We start from the raw sequence: 22,357 nt of genomic DNA, 5'->3' as shown, positions 1-22,357 counted from the left end.
AACAATGTTTCTGATACTGACGGGGCTGATACTGACTTTTTTTATTTTGTTGTTTATTATTACTTCAATTATTCATAAAAAACAGTTTGCCTATAACACACACCAAGACTATAACTATCCCTCCCTCCCCTCTACCGCGCATGCAACCCTCAAGGGCGGCAGCCTGACCTTGCCCGCTACTGTCAGCGGACGGGATACCGTCATTGCCAAAATCCGTATCAAGTCCAACTGGATGGGACTATTGTTCTTGCCTTTTATCGAAACCATTTCATCCAAAGGCAAATGGAAGCAATACTTCGAATACGGCGCAAAAGGCGTGCGCTATATCAATCTGAGTGACACCTTCTCCGACAGCGACAAAACCGTCCGTTTGGAAGGCAAATACCTGACTTTGGCCGATCAAGAAATCGAACTTTCCGTTTATCCGCGTGAAAACCTTGATGGCAAAAAAATTCTTGTCCTCGCACCCCATGCCGACGACGCCGAACTCAGCGCATACGGTTTGTACGAAAAACACGCCGCCAATTCAATGATCTGCACTTTAACCGCCAGCGAAGGCGGCAGCTTCCACTATGGCAACCTTTACGGCCAATGCGACTGCGACACTCAGGCCCAATATCTGCAAAAAGGCCGGATGCGCGTTTGGAACAGCCTGACCGTCCCCCTTTTGGCCGGCGTGCCGTCTGAAAACATCCTGCAACTGGGCTACTTCGACAGCACATTAACCGCCATGCGCCAAAATCCGGAAAAAGAGATTAAATCGACCAAAATCGATACGACCGACGTCGATATTTTCCGCCATGCCAATACTTCCCCATTGGCGCAACAACTCAAGCCCGGCTCAACCTGGAACAGCTTGGTGGACAATCTCGGCTACCTGATAGAAACATTCCAGCCGGACATTATCGTGTCGCCTTCCCCCAATATTGACACGCATCCCGACCACCAACACACAACGCTGGCCGCCATCGAAGCCCTGAGAAAAATCGATTACCGCCGCGGCAATCTGTTTTTGCACACCATCCATTATCTGAGCGACGACTTCCCAATCGGCAAAGTAGGCTCTTCCCTCAGCCTGCCGCCGCTTGCCGAACAGCCGTTTTACTTCCAAAGCATCTATTCCCATCCTTTGGACAAAGAGGAACAAAACCGCAAACTTCTCGCCCTTGACGCCATGAACGACATCCGCCCCAATTCAGACGGCTATATGCGCTGGAGCACCATGATATTCAAAGGCCTAAACAAACTGCGGCACCACGTCCTCCACATCGACAAAGACTTGGTCAACCGCTTTGTCCGCAGCAACGAATTTTTCTATAGCGTCCCCATTACCGACCTGTACCAAGAAGAGACGCTGAAAAAAATCACCTATCAGGGTAAAGCCCAATAAACCGCAAAGGCCGTCTGAAAAGATGTTTCAGACGGCCTTTATCACACCCAATCAAAACAACAAAATCACCGCATTACAAACGAAAAGCACCAAGCCCAAATCCAAACGTGACAACCCAAGTTATAATAAAACCCTTCCCATACGCCCCACATCATCATCATGCCGATTTACTTCATCGCCGATTTGCACCTGAGCGAATCCCATCCCCAACTGACCGCTCTCTTCCAAAAATTTATCCAAGAAAAAGCCGTCCATGCCCAAGCCGTGTACATCCTCGGCGACCTTTTCGATTTTTGGATCGGCGATGACGAAAACAGCCCTTTGGTGCAAACCATCAAGCAAACCATCCGCGGCCTGACCGAGCGCGGCATTGCCTGCTATTTTATTCATGGCAACCGCGACTTCCTCATCGGCAAAACCTTCGCCCGCGATACCGGCATGACCTTACTACCCGAGTACGCCGTGATCGACCTATTCGGCACGCCCACCCTGCTCTGTCACGGCGACACCCTCTGCACCGACGACCATTCTTATCAAAAATTCCGCCGTACCGTCCATCAAAAATGGCTGCAACGCCTGTTCCTGCTTTTGCCGCTCACACTCCGGCTGAACATCGCCGCCAAAATCCGCAAGCAAAGCAAACAGGACAAACAACACAAAACCGCCGACATCATGGACGTTAATCCAACCTTTACCCACGAAACCGTCCAACGCTTCCACACGCCCCTGCTCATTCACGGCCATACCCACCGCGAAAACATCCACCGCAACGCCGATTACACCCGCATCGTACTCGGCGACTGGCGCGACAATTACGCCTCCATTCTCGAGATTGATGCCGAAGGCTACCGTTTTATCTCCTTATAAAACATCAGGCCGTCTGAAAACCGGTTTCCCGATTATTCAGACGGCCTGACCTCAAACAGTTTACGCAAACCAACCGCGTATCCGCTCCAAACCACCAAAGCGCACACACGCATCCGCATTCGCTTCAGTTTTCGGTTTCGCCCGATAAGCAATGCCGAATCCCGCCTCCCGTATCATCGGAATATCGTTCGCACCATCGCCCATCGCCACCACCTGCCACGGAGCCAAACCCAGACGCTCACGGTATTCGCGCAACAAATCCGCCTTAGCCTGCGCATCGATAATCCGCCCTTTCAGACGGCCTGTCAGCTTGCCGTTTTCCACTTCCAATACATTCGCAAAATGGAAATCCAAGCCCAAACGCTGTTGCAGGCGTTCCGTAAAAAACGTAAACCCGCCCGACACCAGCATAAACTTCACATCATTCCGTTTACACGCTTCCAACAAAAATTCCGCGCCCGGCGACAGCTGCAACACATTCTCGTACACCTCTTCCAACACGCGCTCGTCCAAACCGGCCAGCAAGGCCACACGCTTGCGCAAAGACTGCTCAAAGTCCAACTCGCCGCGCATCGACTGCTCCGTAATCTTGGCCACCTCATCCTTCAGCCCGACACCGGCCGCAATCTCATCCACGCACTCAATCGTAATCAGCGTCGAATCCATATCGCTGGCAATCAGTCCCAAATCAGCAAAAGCCACATCCGGCAACACCGCGCCATCTATCTGCTGCGCAATCAACGCCGCACGCATCCCGTCCGTCAGTTCAAAATCATCCGAAACCGGCACACGCAACACCGACGTCCCTGATGGCGCAGACACCAAACCGCCAAACGCCGACCAGTCGCACGCGCCCAAATCCCCATGTTGCAACACCAAAACTTTCTTCATCTCTTTCTCCTCATGCCCCAAAACCTTTGCAAACATATCCGGTGCACATTCAGCTTAAAACAACGCAAACCGTATTTTTGCAAAGGCCTTAAAAAAACCAAAACAGCATTATAGCCGAACCACCCCGAAAATTTTCAGACGGCCTGTCACTTGATTCCTTTAGCTAGTTTAATTTCAAAAACACCTTCAAAAACCATAAAAACAACATAAATCCGCTAAAAACTCTCAAAATCTTGTTCTTAAATTACAAAACAACAAAATTATCGTAAGATATAATTATTCTTATTTTAATTAAATTTCAATTATAGAAAGACATTCATGAACGCCCCAACCCTTAAAACATTAGCACTCATTATTGCCACCCTGCCTTATGCAGCCTTAGCAGAAAACACGGCAACACCCCGGCCCGAACAAACTGCCGAGCTGCAAACCGTCAACGTAACCGGCAAAAACCGTTCCACCCGCACCGAAAACCGCGACTCCTACACAACTTCAGCCATGCGCACCACCACCGGCCTTGCCTTGTCCCCGAAAGAAACGCCGCAGTCGGTGAGCGTGATTACCAAAACGCAGCTGGATAACCAAGGCATGACCAATATGGAACAAGCCTTAAAAACCACAACCGGCATCAACGTGATTCCCGATTCCGGCCGTTGGCGTTATCAGTCGCGCGGCTTTTACATCGATCAAATTGAAGAAGACGGCTTATCCACTACCGTTGCAGGTTCGTCCGGCAACCCGTACAACGACCCTCAAAGCATGAGCAATCTGGCCATCTACGACCATATCGAAGTTGTCCGCGGACCGACAGGCCTGACCCAATCCAACAGCGAACCCGGCGGCACAATCAATGCCGTACGCAAACGTCCGACCGCCAATACGCAGGCAACCTTAAGTTTTATGGCCGACCGTTTCGGCGCAGCAGGCCTGATCGGCGACGTATCGGGCAGCTTAAACAGCAGTCACAGCATCCGCGGCCGTTTGGTTTCCAGCCTGACACGCAATAAAACTTTCCAAGACAAAAACCCAACCAAAGGTCAAATGCTGTACGGGATTTTAGATGCCGATATCGGCGAGGACAGCAAAGCCACACTTGGCGGCCTGTACCAACGCACCGAAGAAACACCCGATTTTTACGGCGTACCGATGGGCAACGGCTTTGACCTTAATCTTCCGAGAGATACCTATCTGGGCGCGGAATGGAATCAAATCCGCTTGTACAAACGCAATGTCTTTGCCGAATTCGACCACCAAATCAACGACAATTGGAAATGGAGCAGCAAGCTCAACTACAACCGTTCTTCATCCGCCCAAAACTTCGCCACTGCAGCCAATACAGGCGGCAGGTTCGCCGGCATCGGACAGAACGGCATCTTTACCGGTGCAACCGACAACATCCAAAAATACGACAATACCGGCAAACAATTTGCCTTCCAAACCGGCGTATCCGGCAAATTCCAAGCCTTAGGCAACGAACAGCAGGCATTTGCCAACTACACTTATTCACGGGAAAACAACAGCTCCTACAACCTATGGAAAGCCCGTACCTCTAACGAATACAATATTTTCGATTACGACTGGAAGAGCGTGGCGCGCACCGATTGGACAAGCGGCAACGCCAACTATACCGATACCGAACGCACCATCACCAACCATGCCGTATCGACAGGCGTTCTCTTTACCCCTTGGCACAAACTCCACATTTTGGGCGCATTGCGTTACACACACTGGGCATACGACTTCGATAACCGCAAAACAGGCAAACTTTCCGAATACCGAAAATCTAGCCTTGTCCCTTACTTAGGTATTACATTCGATGTCGACAAAAACCACAGCATCTATGCCAACTATACCCAAATCAAAAAACCGCAGACCAACCGAGATATGGACAACAACCTCCTGAACCCGATTACCGGTACCAATACCGAAATCGGCTTCAAATCCGACTGGTTTGGCAACGGCAGGCTCAACAGCTCGTTTGCCCTCTACCAAATCATTCAAAAAAACCGTCCGTATGATTTAGATAAACGCAACGCTATGGGCGAATGGGCATATCAGGCCATCGGCAAAGTTCAAAGCCGCGGTTTTGAAGCCGAACTCTCCGGCGACCTCACCGAAGATTGGAAAATATCGGCAAACTACGCTTTCAATATGAGCAAATATAAAGAAAGCGAAGGGGCGCGTTACCCCATCGGCACGAACTTCAGCAAACATACGCCCAAACATATGTTCCGCCTGTACACCAGCTACCGCATCCCCTTTGCCGACCGCAAATGGACCATCGGCGGCGGCATGACCGTGCAAAGCAAAACCAACAGTTTGTGGGATGTAGGCCAAGGCGGCTACCTGCTTTGGAATGCCGATGTTCATTACACACCGACCAAAAATCTCAACCTCAGTTTGATCGGCAGCAATTTGGGCAACCGCCGCTACTATGAAAACCACCGTATTCGTACAATGGGCATTAACAATATTTACGGCCAACCGCGCAACGTCATGTTCAAAGTCGATTACAAGTTCTAACCCCGCTTGATTCAAAGGCCGTCTGAAACCGATTCTTTCCGTTTTCAGACGGCCTTTTCCAATCAAACCTTTTTTTAAATCTTGATATAAAGCAAACAGTCTAAAAAAATTTTCTTAACCGAAAAAAATTCCTGTTGATTTTTTTCACCGTTTCGATATAGTTATTTATGGCTAGTTTGATACTACCCTTTGTATCTAGCTTTCATTGCATTACCACCTCCATTCGTTGCCAACGGCTCCCTTTCCGGCGGCAACCTTTTTTTGACCCGATGGTTTGGCAATATCGAAATTGAATCAAATAAAATGATTCGGGGACTTATATTTATTTTTAAAATAAAACGGCTTATAAAAAATAACGGCTCAATTTAAACGGATATTGCCGCCAATATTTAAAAACAAACAGACCTTTCTTTATCAAGGACCCCTCCCAATGCACCATTCTGAGAAACTATTCAAACTGAGCACACTTGCCCTCTGCCTTGCCGCACTGCCCCAAGCCGTTAACGCTGCGGAAGAAGTGCAACAGGTGGAATTAAAGCAGGTCAATGTGGTCGGCAAAAACCGCAGCCTGCGTACCGAAAATCGAAATGACTATACGACTTCGGCTATGAGTTCTACCACAGGACTGGCATTGACTCCGCGCGAGACGCCGCAATCCGTCAGCGTTATTACAAAAAATCAAATTAACGATCAAGGTATTACTACGCTGGCAGATGCGTTGAAAACAACGACCGGCGTAAATGTCGTCCGCCAAGGACCACATTGAAGTTGTGCGCGGTGCGGCCGGGCTGACCCAATCCAACAGCGCGCCCGGCGGTACGATTAATGCCGTACGCAAAAAACCGACGGCTAAAAAACAAATCAATATGAATGGTTTAGCCGACCGTTTCGGCAAACGGCATATCGAATTGGATGCCTCGGGCACTTTAAGCTCAGAAAACCAATTCCGCGGACGTATTGTCGGCAGTTTTGATCATGACAAAACATTTCAGGATAAAGTGAAAGGGCAAAACAGCCTTCTTTACGGCGTTTTAGAAAAAGACATCGGAGAAAACAGCAAGGTTTCTGTCGGTGCGTACCGTATCGCCCAGCGCAACACCCCCAATCTCAACGGCTTACCTTTATGGGAAGACGGAAGCAGTCTGCCGCGCAACAGCTATTTCGGTGCGGATTGGAATCATGGGCGGTTCATCAAAAACGGGGTTTTTGCAGAATTTGACCACTACTTCAACGACAACTGGAAATGGAACAGCAAAATCGATTGGCGAAACAGCCACTCCGACCAAAGGTATGCTTTCTTAATGGCAGACGAAAACGGGTTGAAAGCCAATCAATCCATCGGTATTGAAGACCAACAGGCTTTCCGCTATCAGCACGACAGCAAACACCTGCATATTCAAAACAACCTGCGCGGCAAGTTTGAAGCCTTGGGTCAAACCCACGACATCTTCCTGACCCATAATTATTCGAAAGAGCGCAATACCCTGCACCATACCCGTATGCAGGCAACCGGCAGCTACGATCCATTTTCTGCCGTTATCCCTCAGCCGGACTGGGCTGCCGAACCATACAGCATTATGGACAGCAACAACCATTTCTATACGCACGCCCTTGCGGTAGGTACCCGCATCAATCCTACGGAAAAACTGCATCTGTTGGCAGGCGGGCGCTATACCCATTGGAAACGCGACTTCGATTACAACTGGTCCCGTTATGCAGGTGCTCCGGACAATGATGCAAAAACCTATTCGGTCAAAAACAACAAATTCATTCCATACATCGGCATCACTTACGATTTCATGCCGGGGCAAAGCCTCTATGCAAGCTATACATCCATCTACAAACCGACTCTGAAAACAAATGCAGACAACAGCTATCTCGCGCCTGAAGTCGGTAAAAACTACGAATTTGGTTGGAAAGGCGAATGGATGCAGAGCAAACTCAATACGGCCGTTTCCCTGTTCCAAACTGATAACACCAACGTCGGCGTGCGTGTCAACGTTCCGGCCAGCGGCAACAGGAAACAGACTTTCTACTACGTTCCCGCAAAAGAACGTAGCCGCGGTGTAGATGCAGAAATTTCCGGAGCAATCGGCGCAAATTGGAAGCTGTTTGCCGGCTATACCTACAATATCCGCAAAACAGAAAACCATCCCCATACCGAGGGCGATTTTGCCAACTGGACCCCAAAACACATTCTCCGCGCTTACAGCAGCTATACGCCGCCGTTTGCAAGCGGTAAGTTAAGTATCGGTATAGGCTTGTCCAGTCAAAGCAAAACCGGCAGCAAGCTGCCCCAAGGCGGCTATACCGTTTGGAATGCCGGTTTGCAATACCGTCCGACCGACAATTTGCAACTGGGGCTGGCAGTCAACAACCTGACTGACAAACGCTACTATGAAAACAACAGCAACCGTACAAAAAACTACGGCAACTTCTACGGCGAACCGCGCAACGCCGTATTCAGCCTGAAATGGAAGATGTAAATAGCAACATAGCAAGCACGGGTTGACCGCTCATTTTTTAAAAGCATAAACCAACTATTGCTGATAAAAAGGCCGTCTGAAAGTACAATTTCACTTTCAGACGGCCATTCGCACGCATTCGCAAGCATTATGAAAACACTCAAAAAATTCTTTTACCTCGCCCGTCCTTTCTGGTCGGGGGCGCACGGCCGCCTCCAATGGCTGATGCTCGCCGTCCTCATCGGCTTCACCCTTTGCTCCATCACCATCAGCGTTTGGATCGCCGCTTGGGACAAACGTTTCTACGACGCACTGGCCGCATTTGACGGCGCGTCCATGCCCGCACTCATCGTCGAATACCTCGGCTACATGGCGATGATTATCGGCTGCATTGTTTGCGGCGACTGGTTGCAAAAACGCCTCATCTTCCGCTGGCGCACCCACCTGACCGAGCAATTCCAAACAAACTGGCTCGAAGGCCACAAACACTACCGCCTGCGCCTAACGGGCGAACCCGACAACCCCGACCAGCGTATCGCCGAAGACATCTACCTGCTTGCCGACAAAAGCATCGGCCTCTTTCGCTCCTTCATCAATAATATTGCCAAATTCAGCGCGTTTGTCGCCGTATTGTGGACGCTGTCCGGCGTGCAGACCTTCAACATCGGCGGATACAGCATTACCATTTACGGCTATCTTGTCTGGGTTGCCCTGATTTATTCCATCTTCAGCACCGTCATCGCCCATCTTGTCGGCCGCAAACTGAAAAACCTCAATATCGACCGCCAGCACCGTGAAGCCGACTACCGCGCCGCCCTCCTGCGCGTGCGCGACCATGCCGAACAAATCGCCTTTTACAACGGCGGCGAAGCGGAAACAGGCCGTCTGAAACAACGTTACCTCCGCATCCGCGACAACTGGCAGCGACTGACCAACTGCGAATTTCGCCAAGAAACCTTCTGGGCGACCTATGTGCGCATCAGCATTTTCATCCCCATCCTCGCCACCCTGCCCATGTACCTCGCCAAAACCATGACCTTCGGCGACATGATGCAGACGCGCACATCGTTTGCCCGCGTCCAAGACAGCTTCGGCTGGTTTACCGACTCCTACCGCCGCCTGATTGAATGGGCGGCAGTCATCGAGCGGCTTTCCGGTTTTCAGACGGCCTTGGAACAAGCAGAACACAAAAGCCCCATCCTTCAACCACACCAAGCAGATTTACCGCATCATCGCGGCAAAGCCGTCCTGCAAAACCTTACCGTCCACACCCAAACCGGTACCCCCCTGCTCTCCGGCATCAACCTTGAAGCCCATGCCCCAGAATGGCTATTGCTCGAAGGCAAAAGCGGCATCGGCAAATCCACGCTGTTGCGCGTGCTGGCCGGTTTATGGCCGTATTATCAAGGCAGTTTTTCACTCGAAGGCAGCCGCCTGTTTTTCCCGCAACGCCCTTACCTGCCTACCGATACCCTGCGTCAAACCGTCATCTACCCTTACTCAGCCTGCCAAGACGACCATTTGATTCAAACCGTTTTGGAACAAGTCGGCCTAAACAGCCCCACGGGTAGGCTGCACACGTTGATCAACGATTTGGACACCCCATACGAATGGCACGGCATCCTCTCCGGCGGCGAACAGCAACGCCTCAGCCTCGCACGCGCACTGCTGCACAAACCGCAAATCCTGTTCCTCGACGAAGCCACCAACCAGCTTGATGACGAATCCGCCCTGATGTTGATGCAGACCCTCAAACAACATTTGCCCGACACTTTGGTCATCGGCATCAGCCACCAACCCAAGATTCAAGCCTTGTTTGATAGTTCGCTGAATTTGAATGAAAAAATTATTTAAACGTTAAAATGTGCAAAACGCTTGCTTTCCATCCTAACAAGGGATATAGTACCAAGTAACTAGTTCTTATTGATGAGAGCTACTCCTTGGATACTTGCCTCCGGTCCTCAAACCCGGGGGCATTTTTTTACATTTTTATTTTGTGTTCGTACGGATAGGATAAAGACGAAACACCCACCACAAATCAACAGACAAATCAAACCGCAAACTGCGTTTTCCCAACGCTCAGGCCATCTGAAACCCGCTCTCGAATATTATTCATTCCATATTTCAGACGGCCTGTTTAACCCTCTATTGCAAAGCTTGGCACAAGCACCACTGACCGACGGTAATTAATTACTATATAATCAAACGCATTGTTACCCCTACAAAGGAGCCACACCATGACCACAAAAATTAAAATTGGTATTGTCGGTGCAACCGGATACACAGGCGTCGAATTGTTGCGCCTGCTCAGTAGCCACCCCAACGCAGAAGTTACCGCCGTTACCAGCCGAAGCGAAGCCGGTATTGCAGTAGCGGACTACTTCCCAAGCCTGCGCGGTATTTACGACCTTGCATTCCAAACGCCCGAAGATGCCGGACTTGACCGTTGCGACCTCGTGTTCTTCGCCACGCCCAACGGCGTGGCCATGAAAGAAGCACCGGCCCTTGTCGAAAAAGGCGTACGCGTGATTGACCTGTCTGCCGACTTCCGCATCCGCGACATCCCCACATGGGAAAAATGGTACAAAATGACCCATGCCGCGCCGCAACTCGTTTCCCAAGCAGTGTACGGCTTGTGCGAACTTCACAAAGACGACATCGCCAAAGCTATGCTGGTGGCCAATCCGGGCTGCTACCCCACCTGCGTTTCCCTGCCGCTACTGCCGCTGCTTCAGGCTGGCCGTCTGAAAGCCAATACGCCGCTGATTGCCGACTGTAAATCCGGTGTTTCCGGCGCAGGCCGCAAAGCCAGCACCCATGCCCTGTTGTGCGAAGCAGGCGACAACTTCAAAGCCTACGGCATCGGCGGCCACCGCCATCTGCCTGAAATCCGACAAACCCTGTCCGGACTGCAAGACCAGGTTTCAGACGGCCTGATTTTCGTGCCACACCTAGTTCCGATGATACGCGGTATGCACGCCACCCTGTATCTGCACCTGCAAGAACATACCGATCCTGAAGCCTTACTGCGTGAATACTACCGCGACAGTCCTTTTGTCGATATTTTGCCTTCAGGCTCAACACCCGAAACCCGCAGCGTGCGCGGCGCCAATATTTGCCGTATCAGCGTTCAAAAAGCGCCTGATCAAGACGACGTGTGGATTGTGCTTTCCGTCATCGACAACTTGGTTAAAGGCGCAGCCGGTCAAGCCGTGCAGAATATGAACATCATGTTCGGCCTGCCCGAAACCACCGGCCTGACCAATGCACCTTTGATGCCTTAACGACATCCTTATTGCAGGTACAAAGTCATCACAAACATAAGGCCGTCTGAAACAATGGTTTTCAGACGGCCTTTATTAATTCATACGCAAACATCACTCATACACCACGCCGGCAAGCATTTCTTCTTCATTCAAGTTACCGTACTGTTGCTCCCAATCGTGGGTAGCCTCCACCATATCGCATTCTTTGGCGAAGGCAAGCAGCCTGCCGTCCATCTGATCCAGACTCAAACTGCCCAAGCGTTCGCATTCCGAAGCCGTCAAATTACCATCCGCTTCATGCGCTTCCGAAGACCCGAAAGGCAGGGCAAAAAAACCCAGCACCAACGCCAGCAGCACCCAAAAAATATTTTTACGCGAACGAGTCATTTCACACCTCTCATCATAATCACATAGCAGGTTTAAGTCAGAAAAACTAAACCAAATAAAACCAAACTAAGAAAAATCGAATAGAAAATTAGAAATATCGATTTATCTAAGACAAAACGAATAATACTAAGAAAAAATAAAATATGCAATACTTTTTCTTAGGCTGAGTAATTTTTTTCTTACAATTTTATAAAAACTAAGGTAAAATACACTCAAATCGTCCAAACCATATAAAAAACATACCTCCATAAAGGCATAAACATGGATACCTTTAAAGACCGCCTGGCTTTCTTATGGAAAGATGAAGCCCGCCAAGCCAAAATCGCCGCCGACATCGATATGACCATCGCCGGATTCAGCCGTATCTGGAACGAAGGCGGCCTGCCGAAATCGGAAACGCTAAAAAAAATCAAACAACTTAAAGGCTGTAGCATAGACTGGCTGTTGACCGGCGAAGGCTCCCCCTTCCCCGATTCCGAAGCCCCAAAAGCCACGGCCACCGACACACTGGGCAACCCTGTCGATATAGACGAATTTGTCTTCGTACCGCGTTACGACATCCAAGCAGCGGCCGGACACGGCCAGCTCGTCGGCGATGAACAGCCCATGTTCGCCATGGCGTTCCGACGCTATTGGATAGAAAATTATGTGACGCGCGACATCAAAAACCTTTCTGTTATCTCAGTTAAAGGCGACTCGATGGAAGGCGTGCTGAATGATGGCGATACCATCCTCATCAACCACGGCCAAACCACGCCGCGCGACGGACTCTATGTTTTGCGCCTCAACGAAAACCTTTTGGTCAAACGCCTGCAACTGATACCCGGCGGCATCGTCAACGTCATTTCCGCCAACGAAGCCTACCCTACTTTTGAAATCGACCTGAAAAACCCGACCGACGACGTTGCCATCATCGGCCGAGTCGAATGGTTTGGCAGAAGCATCTAAATCTGACATACTGGTGCTTGAAATTTCTGCCATACCCTCCATGTAAGCTGGCAGACCTGTCTGCACAAACTTGCTTTGGCCAACGGTTTGCGCGACAATAGTAAAAATATTCATATAAAAGGAATCACATCATGTCAGACGAAAGCCCTATTATCTTTACTGACAGCTGCTGCACCAAAGTTGCCGACCTGATTGCCGAAGAGAACAATCCCGACCTGAAATTGCGCGTATTCGTCAACGGTGGCGGCTGCTCCGGCTTCCAATACGGTTTTACCTTTGACGAAATCAAAAACGACGACGATTTCGAAATCCAAAAAAACGGCCTGACGTTCTTGGTCGACCCGATGAGCTACCAATATCTGGTTGGTGCGGAAATCGACTACACCGAAAGCCTGCAAGGTTCTCAATTCGTCATCCGCAATCCGAATGCAGAGACAACTTGCGGTTGCGGCTCATCCTTCTCCGTATAAACAATCCGTTTTTGCCATAAAAAACAGGCCGTCTGTATCTTCAGACGGCCTTTTGTGTGAATTTATTTTAAACAATATTGGATTTATCTTATAATAATAATATCGGGCGTGAATATTTACTCTACAATAGACATAACATTGGACATGCATATTGATAAATAAAAAATCATTGTCCAGCCGATTAACGACACGAAGGCACCCCCTATCCGGTCTGCCTCAGACTGCGGCCTCTGTTTTTGCCTGCATCACAAGCCAAAACAGCTCAAACACAATAACAAGACCTCAGGCCCAACCCATTTGGTTGACGCAGTCGAAATATTCATGGGATATCAATGAGCAAACAAGAAAAATTTTTCGACGTATATGTTTCCTATCCGCCGAACACGGATAAGGAGCGCATCCATGCCTGCCTGTATGACAACCTGCCCGAAAACGAAGCCGAGAGCCTGATTCAAGCCTTGGCAGAGCGTCCGCAAGCCATTGTGGCCGAAAAATGCACGCAAGACGAGCGCGAAAATGCGCAGCATTACTTCAGCTATTTGGGTTTGGACGTCATTGTCCGTCAGGCCATGGAATTGGAAGCGCTCGAAGAAGAACCCGTTTCGGCAGTCAATATCCCCGACCCCATCCAATGCCCCGTCTGCATGACGATTATCGACGAACTCGACGCACAGGAATGTAAGACCTGCCACTTTGATTTGACAGAAAAAAATGAGCTGGCCATCCAGCGCAAGCGCATTGAATGGCAGGAAAAAATCTCTTTCGAACACAAAAAACAAACCGAAATTGCCCACAAGCTCAAATATGAACGCGAACAGGAAGAGAAAAAGCTGCGTAAGAAAATCCGCGCTGAGTTGGAATCCCAATTACGCGAAGAATTAGGCCAAAATCCAGAGCTGGCTGCACTTGCAGCGAGGAAGAAAACACAGTTTCTGCTTACAATGGCCATCGTATTCGCCGTTTTAAGCCTGCTTGCTCTCGGCTATATCGCTGCAAAATTCTTCTAAACTGATTTCAAAACTTAAGGCCGTCTGAAAAACAGATTTTCAGACGGCCTTTTATATTTATATTGATTGAATCATTCCAATCAAGCCTCTTGCACATCCACATCCACCGACCATCGGATTTTGCCGTCGTGGTTTTGCTGCAACACCTGCACCCACAAACTCACGGCGCGGTGCAAATCCTGTCGGGATGTTGATTCGAGGAAGATTTGCGCGCGTTCACGTTCGGCAAGTCGCACCATCAGCATGGGAGCGGCGCCGAACTGGGAGACGCTTTCGGGCAAAAGTGGGGCGAGGGTTTCTTTGGCGGCGTTGAGAAATTCCATCGCATCGGCAACGCGCGGCGCGTCGGCGCGGATGGCGGTTTGGAAACCGAAGGGCGGCATGGCAAACATTTGCCGCTCGTTCAATTCGTTTTCGGCAAACACGGCGTAGTCCTGCGCTTTGACGGCGGCGAAGACGGGATGTTCGGGCAGTTGGGTCTGTATCAGCACCTTGCCGGGTTTGTCGGCGCGCCCCGCCCTGCCGGACACTTGCATCAGCTCGGCGAACAGCCTTTCCGGCGCGCGAAAGTCCGCGCTGTACAGGCTACCGTCGGCGTTCAACACGATAACAAGGTTGAGCCGCGCGAAATCATGGCCTTTGGCGAGCATCTGCGTGCCGACCAGAATGTCGATTTCGTTATCGGCGATGCGGCGGTATAAATCCGCCCAGTCGTTTTTGTGCGCGGTGCTGTCCCTGTCGACACGGACGACGGCGGCCTTGGGCAGGAAGGCGCGCAGGGTTTCTTCGACGCGCTGCGTGCCGTGGCCGACGGCGGTCAGGTCTTGGTTGCCGCAGTCGGGGCATTTGAACGGGATGGGTTCGCGGTGGTCGCAATGGTGGCAGCGCAGTTGGCGGGCGCGTTGGTGCAGCACCATTTTGGCGGAGCAGTTCGGACAGCCGAAGGTATGGCCGCAGTCGCCGCAAAACAGCGCGGGCGCGAAGCCGCGCCGGTTGAGGTACACCAACGACATGCCGCCTGCTTCAAAATTCTGTTTCAAAAGCTGCAAGGCTTGCGGCGAGAAGCCGTTGTCGAGTTTCAGACGACCTACGTTGAGGATGTCCACTTGCGGCAGTTGCGCGGCGGTATGGGCGCGTTCGGTCAGTTGCAGCAGGCGGTATGCGCCGCTTTGCGCCTTGTGCCAGCTCTCCAAGCTGGGCGTGGCGCTGCCCAACACGACGGGGCAGCCGCTCTGCTTCGCCCGCCACACCGCCAAATCTCGGGCATGGTAGCGCAATTCGTTGTCCTGTTTGAACGAGCCGTCGTGTTCCTCATCGACCACAATCAGCCCGACATCAGGCAAAGGCGTGAACACCGCCAGCCGCGTGCCGATGACCAGCTTCGCCTGCCCCAACATCGCGCGCAAATAATCCTGCGTGCGCTTGCCTGCCGCCATCTGGCTGTGCAACACGGCGGTCGGCACGTCGGCAAAACGGTTTTCCACCCGTTTCAAAAGCTGCGGCGTGAGGTTGATTTCGGGCAACAAAAACAACACCTGCCGCCCCTGCGCCAACACTTTCGCCATCGCATCGAAATACACCTCGGTCTTGCCGCTGCCGGTAATGCCGTACAGCAAAAACGGCTGGAATTTGCCAAAGGCCGTCTGAATTTCATCGGAAGCCTTCTGCTGGTCGGCGTTTAATACAAATTCAGAGTGCGAAGCCTGCCCGTGGTACGGCCTTAAAACGGACTTCGCCGCTTCCGTCGTTTCAATCCAACCCTGCTCCGCCCAATCCTCAATCAATTTCGCCGCCTGCGCGTTTACCTGCTTCAACGCCGCCATCGTCATCCCGCCCGACAGCAGCGCGTCCCACAAAGCCGCTTTTTTGTTGAACCGCGCCGGCGGCGGCGTTTGCGCCCTGCCCGCTTCGTTCAACGCGTAAAACAACGGCGGCTGCGGCATTTCCACCGCGTGCGTTTCCTTCAAACCCTGCGGCAGCGCGGTAAACACCGACTGCCCGGTCGGATAGTGGTAATAACGCGACGTAAATGCCAACAAATCACGCCAGCTTTGAGGCAACGGCTTTTCTTCCACAAAGGCCGTCTGAACGCTCAAAATCCGCGCCGTATCCATATCGGGCGCAATATCCGCTTCCCACACAATCCCGACAACGGTTTTATTGCGGAAAGGCACAAGCACCCGCGTTCCCGGAGGAAGCGGCTCGGAATGGGAATAAGTCAAAAGGCCGTCTGAAAGCGGCACGTTCACAGCGATGCGGTGGTAAATCATACAAACAATCAAATCATTTTTTCGTATTTTAACAGCCGAAAGCTATTTTCAGACGATAAATTGAGCCTCAATACAATGCAGGCATGACAGAGGTTTGATACAATGCGTTACTTTTAACACACGCAAGTCTCTCGCATGAAAACCAAGTTAATCAAAATCTTAACACCGTTTGCCGTCCTTCCTTTGTTGGCATGCGGTCAACCTGCCGTATCCAACGCCAACGCCGCGCCTGCGCCGGCTGCCAAAGCGGAAGCGCCTGCCGACAAATCCGTTGCCGCTTCTTTGAAAGCGCGTTTGGAAAAAGTCTATGCCGCCCAAGATTTGAAAGTTTTGAGCGTCAGTGAAACACCGATTAAAGGCATTTACGAAGTTGTCGTCAGCGGCAAACAAATCATCTATACCGATGCCAAAGGCGACTATATGCTCGTCGGCGACCTCATCAACGTCAACACGCGCCAAAGCCTGACTGAAGAACACGCCGCCGATTTGAACAAAATTGACTTCGCTTCCCTGCCTTTGGACAAAGCCATCAAAGAAGTGCGCGGCAACGGCAAACTGAAAGTCGCCGTTTTCTCCGATCCGGACTGCCCGTTCTGCAAACGCTTGGAGCATGAATTTGAAAAAATGACCGACATCACGATTTACACCTTCATGATGCCGATTCCGAGCCTGCACCCTGATGCCGCGCGCAAAGCCGAGCTGTTGTGGTGTCAACCTAATCCGACTCAGGCATGGATCGACTGGATGCGCAAAGGCAAACTCCCAAGCGGCAAAGCAAACTGCGAAAACCCTGTTGCGGAAACCACTTCATTGGGCGAACAATTCGGCTTCAACGGCACGCCGACCCTGGTCTTCCCTAACGGCCGCAGCCAAAGCGGTTACAGCCCTATGCCCCACCTCAAAGAAGTTATCGAGAAAAACCAGTAATACCGGGTTTAATCTCCATCAAGGACGCTTTACGCGTCCTTTTTTCATTTCGCCCTGCCATCAATTGCTTTCAGACGGCCTCAAACAGACAAATACAAAAAAGGACGTGTCCACCACGTCCTTTTTCCCTTTACCTTACAGGTAGAATTTCTCAACCACTTTCAGGTTTTCGTCCAATTTGTACACCAGCGGCTGACCGGTCGGGATTTCCAAGCCCATGATGTCTTCGTCGGAAATGCCTTCGATGTGTTTGGCCAACGCGCGCAGGGAGTTGCCGTGTGCCGCAACCAATACACGTTTGCCGCTCAGGATGGCCGGAGCGATTTGGTCTTCCCAGAAAGGCAGGACGCGCTCGAGGGTAACTTTGAGGTTTTCGCCATTGGGAATAACATCGCTAGGCAGGTTGGCGTAGCGGCGGTCGTTGTGGGCGGAATGCGGGTCTTTAGGATCGAGCAGCGGAGGCAGGGTGTCGTAGCTGCGGCGCCAGATGTGGACTTGCTCGTCACCGTATTTTTCTGCGGTTTGTTTTTTATCCAAACCTTGCAGCTGGCCGTAGTGGCGCTCGTTCAAACGCCATGATTTGATTTGCGGAACAAACAGTTGGTCGGATTCTTCCAAAACGATGTTGCAGGTTTTGATGGCACGGGTCAGGACGGAAGTAAAGGCGATGTCGAATTCATAGCCTTTTTCTTTCAGCTTTTTACCTGCTGCGGCGGCTTCTGCCAAACCTTGCTCGCTCAGCTTGACGTCGCGCCAGCCGGTGAAAAGGTTTTTCGCGTTCCATTCGCTTTGTCCGTGACGGATGAATACTAATTCCATGATTGTTTGCTCCAATGAAGTTTGGGAAAAGGTATTTATAGCACACTTTGCCGCCGCGCTGATAACGTCGGCGGCTTCTTTTGATATGTTGCAAGTTTGCTTCTAGTCTTCAGACGGCCTTGTCGGAAGGTAAACGTCAAAACGCGTGCTTTTGCCGGTGTATTGATATGCCGGTTTGCGCCCGTCGAGAAACTCTCCCAAGCGCGGGCGTTTGACGACAATGCGCTTTTTGGCGGTATTCAACGCTGCGTCCAACAACTCGGCTTCGTCTTGTGCCGCGCCGACCAAGTCGTGGAAATAGGCCATTTCTTTTTTCACGGCGGCGGTTTTGCGGCGTTCCGGGTACATCGGGTCGAGGTACACCACATCGGGCCTGCCATTTTGCGCAGATAATTCCTTCATCAAATCAACGGCATTGCCAAAGTGCAAAGTAATTCGCCGGGCAATCTCCCGTGTCTCTTCACTTTGCCCTGCTCTGTTGAGGCCGTCTGAAAGTAGACAGGCAACCGCAGGATTTTGTTCAAAAGTGTGTACATTCAAACCCAACGAGGCAAGCACGAAGCTGTCGCGTCCCAGTCCGCCGGTAGCGTCCCAGACAGTCGGTTGCGCAGTATGGTTAACGGCTTTGGCAATCAGCTCGCCGCCGCCTTTAGTGCGCCGATAATGGGCGGCACCGCCATCAAAATCAACGCGGACACGGCCTTTTTCACCGGCGCGGCACAAACTGATGCCGCTTTCATCAGCAATAAGGAAACTGCCTGCTTCAGGCTGCCGGTCGATAACGGTCAGCCCGAAAGGCACGGCAAGGCTGCGCAGTTCGGCAGATGCGGTTTCGTCAAAATAAATCTTGTACATAAGGCTTATGTTTCAGACGGCCTTGAAAACTTGGGCCGTCTGAACGTTTTAATTGATGTCCAAGCGTTCCATGCGGTAGCGCATGGAGCGGAAGCTGATGCCCAAAAGTTTGGCAGCTTGGGTACGGTTGTAACGGGTTTGCTGCAAGGCCTGTTCGATGATGCTGCGTTCCACTTGGTCGAGGTAATCCTGTATCTGCATGGTGCGCGGATCAAACGGCGGAATGGGGCTGTGATTGAGCGTGGTTTCGCGCGCGTCAGGTTCGGCAATATCGTCAAAGGAGAGGCTGCTGCGATCGGCCTTGGCCTGCGGGGCGTTTTGAATCTGCAAGTCGTCCACTTGTATCACTTGGCCGACCGTCAGTGCAACGGCGCGTTCGAGGATATTCTCCAGCTCGCGGAAGTTGCCGGGATAGCTGTAATGCAGCAGGGCTTCTTGGGCTTTGGGGCTGAGTTTGTAGGTTTGATTGCCGTGGCGGTGTTTGTACAGCAAATACAGAATCAGCGCGCCCAAGTCTTCGCGCATTTCGCGTAAAGGAGGCATGTGCAGGGAGACAACGTTGAGGCGGTAATACAAGTCCTGGCGGAATGCGCCGCTTTCAACCAAGGCTTCGAGGTTTTTATGGGTTGCACAAATAATGCGTACGTCCACAAAGGTTTCCCGCGCATCGCCGATACGGCGCACGGCTTTTTCTTGAATGGCGCGCAGGAGTTTGACCTGCATGGCAAGCGGTAAATCGGCAACTTCGTCGAGAAACAATGTGCCGCCGTCGGCGTGTTGGAAAAAGCCAAGACGGTCTTGGTCCGCGCCGGTAAAGCTGCCTTTTTTGTAGCCGAAAAATTCGCTTTCCATCAAGTTTTCAGGAATCGCGCCGCAGTTAACGGCAATAAACGGTTTGTCAGCGCGGTCGGACAGCTCGTGAATCGTGCGCGCCGCCTGCTCTTTACCCGTACCGGATTCGCCGGAAATATAAACGGGAACCAGGCTGCGTGCCAATCTGCGAATCAGGTGGCGTACTTCGACCATTTGCGGCGAAGTACCCAACAGGCGCGGCATATCGTCGTCGCCTTTCAGGATAGGCTCTTCTTGCAAAGCAGGATTAATGTTGCCGGTTGAAAACCGCTCTTTTAAGGAATTGAGCCCTTCCGGAACGGTCAAAGGCCGGTTAAATTCGCTCTGTACGCTCTTAGGAGGCGTAACAACAGGCTTGACCGGCTGGGGTTCGGGTTTATACAGGGCGGCAGAAACAGGCGCAGGCTGAGATTTGACTTTTTCAGACGGCGTGGGTTCGTTGGTATTGTCTGAAACCGATACGGCTGATTTCACCAATGAACGCAGTTGCGACAGCGTAATCGGTTTTTGCAGATAGTCAAACGCCCCTGCTTTCAAGGCTTCAACGGCTTGGTCGGCATTGCCGAAAGCCGTAATCACGGCAACGGGCGTGTCGAGCATCAACTCGTCAATGTATTGAACCACCTCGAGGCCGGAGCCGTCGGGCATACGCATATCGGTCAACACCAGCGAATAATCGTTGTTGTCCAGCTTATCTTTGGCTTCTTCAACACCAGCCGCCGTATCGACGCGCAGACCCATTTTCATCAGGGTCATTTCCATCAGGTCGCGGATGTCTGCCTCATCATCGACAATCAAAACCGGCTCTTGCAATTTATTCATCCTGCGCTTGCTCCTTCGGTAAAATCAATTCAAACCCGTTCATTTCAGGGTGATAATGCAGCTGCCCCATATTGGCGTGTGCCAACTCGCGTGCGACGTAAAGCCCCAAACCGGTGCCTTGTTTTTCGGTGGTGTAAAACGGCTCGAACAGATGATTTCGTACATCGGGCGGCACGCCTTTGCCGTTGTCCGCCACTACGATGGAAATATGCATCCTGCCGCTAGAGCGGATAAGGACGGTAATGGCGTTTTCGTCCTGACGGCTGTGTCGCCAAGCATTGTTGCACAAGTTCCACATCACTTGCTGCAAATGCATGGGGTCAACCAATACGGTCAGGTTGTTGCCGTCCATATTCATTCGCAGACAGCCGATGGCATCGGGATTGTTCAAGGTAAATTCCTGCTTGAACTCCAACCAGAATTTCATCAGATTAATCGGCTGGCGGCTGATGTTGTCTCGTTTGTTAAGCAGGGATACGTCTTCCAACATCTTGTCGATGCGTTGGATATTGCTGTCGATGATGTTGTAGAGCTTGGCCTTGAGCGGATCTGCCTCATCGCCCTCTTGCAACAAATCGCTGGCATGACGGATGGCGGACATCGGGTTGCGGATTTCGTGGGCAAGGTTGGCAGTCAACTGTCCAAGCGAAGTCAGCTTGGTGGACATGGCTTCCGCAGCCACTTCACGCAATGAGCGGACATACAGCATCAGAAGCTCGGTTTGCTCCTGAATCAATGGAACGGCTCGGACGTGCATGGCGTGTTGAAAAATATGAATATCGGTTTCAAAAGGTTTGTCGGGTTGGCGCTGCCAGCGTGCCACCAGTTCGCCGAACACGATTTCCTGCTGATCGATAATCAGGCTGGGAAAATAGATTTTTGCCTGTTTGTTAAACAGCCACACGCGCTGGGTCGCATCAATCACCACCACCGCTTCCTGTACTCGGTTCAAAACCAAATGGTTCAGGCCGCTGATACGGCGGTAGGCCAGTTGATGGCGGCTGGCGGACTCTGTGGCCTGTTCGAGATAACGGGCGGCAAACGAGGTCAGCATCGCCACCAGATAGCTGGCGCCGATCAGCATTAAAGAATTCGCCACTGATTTTGCGTCCCAATTAAACGAATCGAAACGCATACTGCCGTCTAAAAACAGGTTCAAAATAAACAGCATTGCCGTATAGCCTGCGTACAGCATGGGATAATGGCCATAACTGAGCAGGCACGACGTGGCAACAAACGGCAAAACCAAAATCCCGAAACCTGAAGCCGTACCGCCGGAGATATACACCAAAACCATAATCATGGTGATGTCGACCACGGCGCTGGCATTGGGCAAATCCAAGGATTGCCACTGCCAGCCCGGGCGGAGCACGGAAAGCATAATCAGGAAGAAATACAGCGTTATCCAGATATAAAACTCAACCGCCGGCAACGAAACGCCAATCAAATTGCCACCCGTGTAGCTGCCGAAAGCGTGCAAAACCAATAGCGGCAAGACGATGGCTATTCGGGCGATGTTGATGACGCCGGGAATCCGCTCCCTCAGATTACCCAGCTCTTGAAGATTGGCTCTGTTCATAAGTGAACCTTTTTTATTT

Annotated in this window: 16 protein-coding genes and 1 pseudogene; 10 read left to right on the top strand and 7 right to left on the bottom strand. The window is 51.3% G+C overall.

From position 1 onward, the window contains the following. Positions 1-4 precede the first annotated feature (4 nt). Entirely contained in the window at positions 5-1,390 is a 1,386-nt protein-coding gene (locus HMPREF2551_RS02180; RefSeq protein WP_070836961.1) for a PIG-L deacetylase family protein, read from the top strand. Between the two features lie 159 nt (positions 1,391-1,549). Beyond that, positions 1,550-2,257 carry a UDP-2,3-diacylglucosamine diphosphatase gene (lpxH, locus tag HMPREF2551_RS02175; RefSeq protein ID WP_070836960.1) on the top strand — a complete coding sequence of 236 codons (708 nt, stop codon included), beginning with the start codon at positions 1,550-1,552 and terminating at the stop codon, positions 2,255-2,257. 60 nt (positions 2,258-2,317) lie between these two features. On the opposite strand, the gene serB is transcribed toward lpxH, so the two are convergent. Further along, complete coding sequence (gene serB, locus HMPREF2551_RS02170) at positions 2,318-3,148, bottom strand: phosphoserine phosphatase SerB (RefSeq protein WP_070836981.1); 831 nt, start codon at positions 3,146-3,148, stop codon at positions 2,318-2,320. Positions 3,149-3,466: 318 nt separating this feature from the next. Here serB and HMPREF2551_RS02165 point away from each other — a divergent pair, with 318 nt between their 5' ends. From HMPREF2551_RS02165 to argC, 4 genes and pseudogenes are all read left to right on the top strand, one after another. Beyond that, complete coding sequence (locus HMPREF2551_RS02165; protein WP_070836959.1) at positions 3,467-5,671, top strand: TonB-dependent siderophore receptor; 2,205 nt, start codon at positions 3,467-3,469, stop codon at positions 5,669-5,671. Between the two features lie 430 nt (positions 5,672-6,101). Further along, positions 6,102-8,157 (top strand): annotated as a pseudogene (locus HMPREF2551_RS02160) (TonB-dependent siderophore receptor). Between the two features lie 129 nt (positions 8,158-8,286). After that, positions 8,287-9,990: an ABC transporter ATP-binding protein/permease gene (locus HMPREF2551_RS02155; protein ID WP_070836958.1), complete on the top strand. Its 1,704-nt coding sequence runs from the start codon at positions 8,287-8,289 to the stop codon at positions 9,988-9,990. Between the two features lie 383 nt (positions 9,991-10,373). Further along, positions 10,374-11,420 (top strand): N-acetyl-gamma-glutamyl-phosphate reductase, encoded by a 1,047-nt coding sequence (gene argC / locus HMPREF2551_RS02150; protein ID WP_070836957.1) that lies wholly within the window; start codon positions 10,374-10,376, stop codon positions 11,418-11,420. 93 nt (positions 11,421-11,513) lie between these two features. Here the strand turns inward: argC and HMPREF2551_RS02145 are convergent, their stop codons facing one another. Further along, the gene (locus HMPREF2551_RS02145) at positions 11,514-11,789 is read right to left on the bottom strand and encodes a hypothetical protein (RefSeq protein ID WP_003748371.1); all 276 of its coding nucleotides are present in this window, start codon (positions 11,787-11,789) and stop codon (positions 11,514-11,516) included. 261 nt (positions 11,790-12,050) lie between these two features. Between HMPREF2551_RS02145 and HMPREF2551_RS02140 the strand changes: the two genes are divergently transcribed. The 3 genes from HMPREF2551_RS02140 to HMPREF2551_RS02130 all read left to right on the top strand — a co-directional run bounded on the left by HMPREF2551_RS02140 (position 12,051) and on the right by HMPREF2551_RS02130 (position 14,214). Further along, complete coding sequence (locus HMPREF2551_RS02140) at positions 12,051-12,737, top strand: S24 family peptidase (protein ID WP_003680158.1); 687 nt, start codon at positions 12,051-12,053, stop codon at positions 12,735-12,737. Positions 12,738-12,868: 131 nt separating this feature from the next. After that, positions 12,869-13,207, top strand: coding sequence for an iron-sulfur cluster insertion protein ErpA (gene erpA, locus HMPREF2551_RS02135; RefSeq protein ID WP_003680162.1), 339 nt, complete (start codon positions 12,869-12,871; stop codon positions 13,205-13,207). A gap of 332 nt (positions 13,208-13,539) precedes the next feature. Continuing rightward, a complete protein-coding gene (locus HMPREF2551_RS02130) occupies positions 13,540-14,214 on the top strand; it encodes a hypothetical protein (protein WP_070823750.1) in 675 nt (224 codons plus the stop codon). An 80-nt stretch (positions 14,215-14,294) separates the two neighbouring features. Here the strand turns inward: HMPREF2551_RS02130 and HMPREF2551_RS02125 are convergent, their stop codons facing one another. Next, positions 14,295-16,484: a primosomal protein N' gene (locus tag HMPREF2551_RS02125; protein ID WP_070836956.1), complete on the bottom strand. Its 2,190-nt coding sequence runs from the start codon at positions 16,482-16,484 to the stop codon at positions 14,295-14,297. 135 nt (positions 16,485-16,619) lie between these two features. On the opposite strand from HMPREF2551_RS02125, the gene HMPREF2551_RS02120 reads away from it, so the two are divergent. Then, complete coding sequence (locus HMPREF2551_RS02120) at positions 16,620-17,411, top strand: DsbC family protein (protein ID WP_070836955.1); 792 nt, start codon at positions 16,620-16,622, stop codon at positions 17,409-17,411. A 135-nt stretch (positions 17,412-17,546) separates the two neighbouring features. On the opposite strand, the gene HMPREF2551_RS02115 is transcribed toward HMPREF2551_RS02120, so the two are convergent. From HMPREF2551_RS02115 to HMPREF2551_RS02100, 4 genes are all read right to left on the bottom strand, one after another. Continuing rightward, positions 17,547-18,230 carry a 2,3-diphosphoglycerate-dependent phosphoglycerate mutase gene (locus HMPREF2551_RS02115; RefSeq protein ID WP_070836954.1) on the bottom strand — a complete coding sequence of 228 codons (684 nt, stop codon included), beginning with the start codon at positions 18,228-18,230 and terminating at the stop codon, positions 17,547-17,549. Between the two features lie 102 nt (positions 18,231-18,332). Then, positions 18,333-19,085 carry a class I SAM-dependent methyltransferase gene (locus HMPREF2551_RS02110; protein WP_070836953.1) on the bottom strand — a complete coding sequence of 251 codons (753 nt, stop codon included), beginning with the start codon at positions 19,083-19,085 and terminating at the stop codon, positions 18,333-18,335. 48 nt (positions 19,086-19,133) lie between these two features. After that, positions 19,134-20,759, bottom strand: a complete 1,626-nt coding sequence (locus HMPREF2551_RS02105) for a sigma-54-dependent transcriptional regulator (RefSeq protein ID WP_049348773.1) — start codon at positions 20,757-20,759, stop codon at positions 19,134-19,136. Next, on the bottom strand, positions 20,752-22,338 hold the full coding sequence (locus HMPREF2551_RS02100; protein WP_049322539.1) for a two-component system sensor histidine kinase NtrB: 1,587 nt from the start codon (positions 22,336-22,338) through the stop codon (positions 20,752-20,754). Before HMPREF2551_RS02100 ends, HMPREF2551_RS02105 begins: the two co-directional genes overlap by 8 nt. Positions 22,339-22,357: the final 19 nt, after the last annotated feature.

The organism is Neisseria sp. HMSC066H01 (genome assembly GCF_001837375.1).
In the GTDB taxonomy this organism is placed as follows: Bacteria; Pseudomonadota; Gammaproteobacteria; order Burkholderiales; family Neisseriaceae; genus Neisseria.
This window is presented reverse-complemented; position numbering and strand designations above follow the sequence as displayed.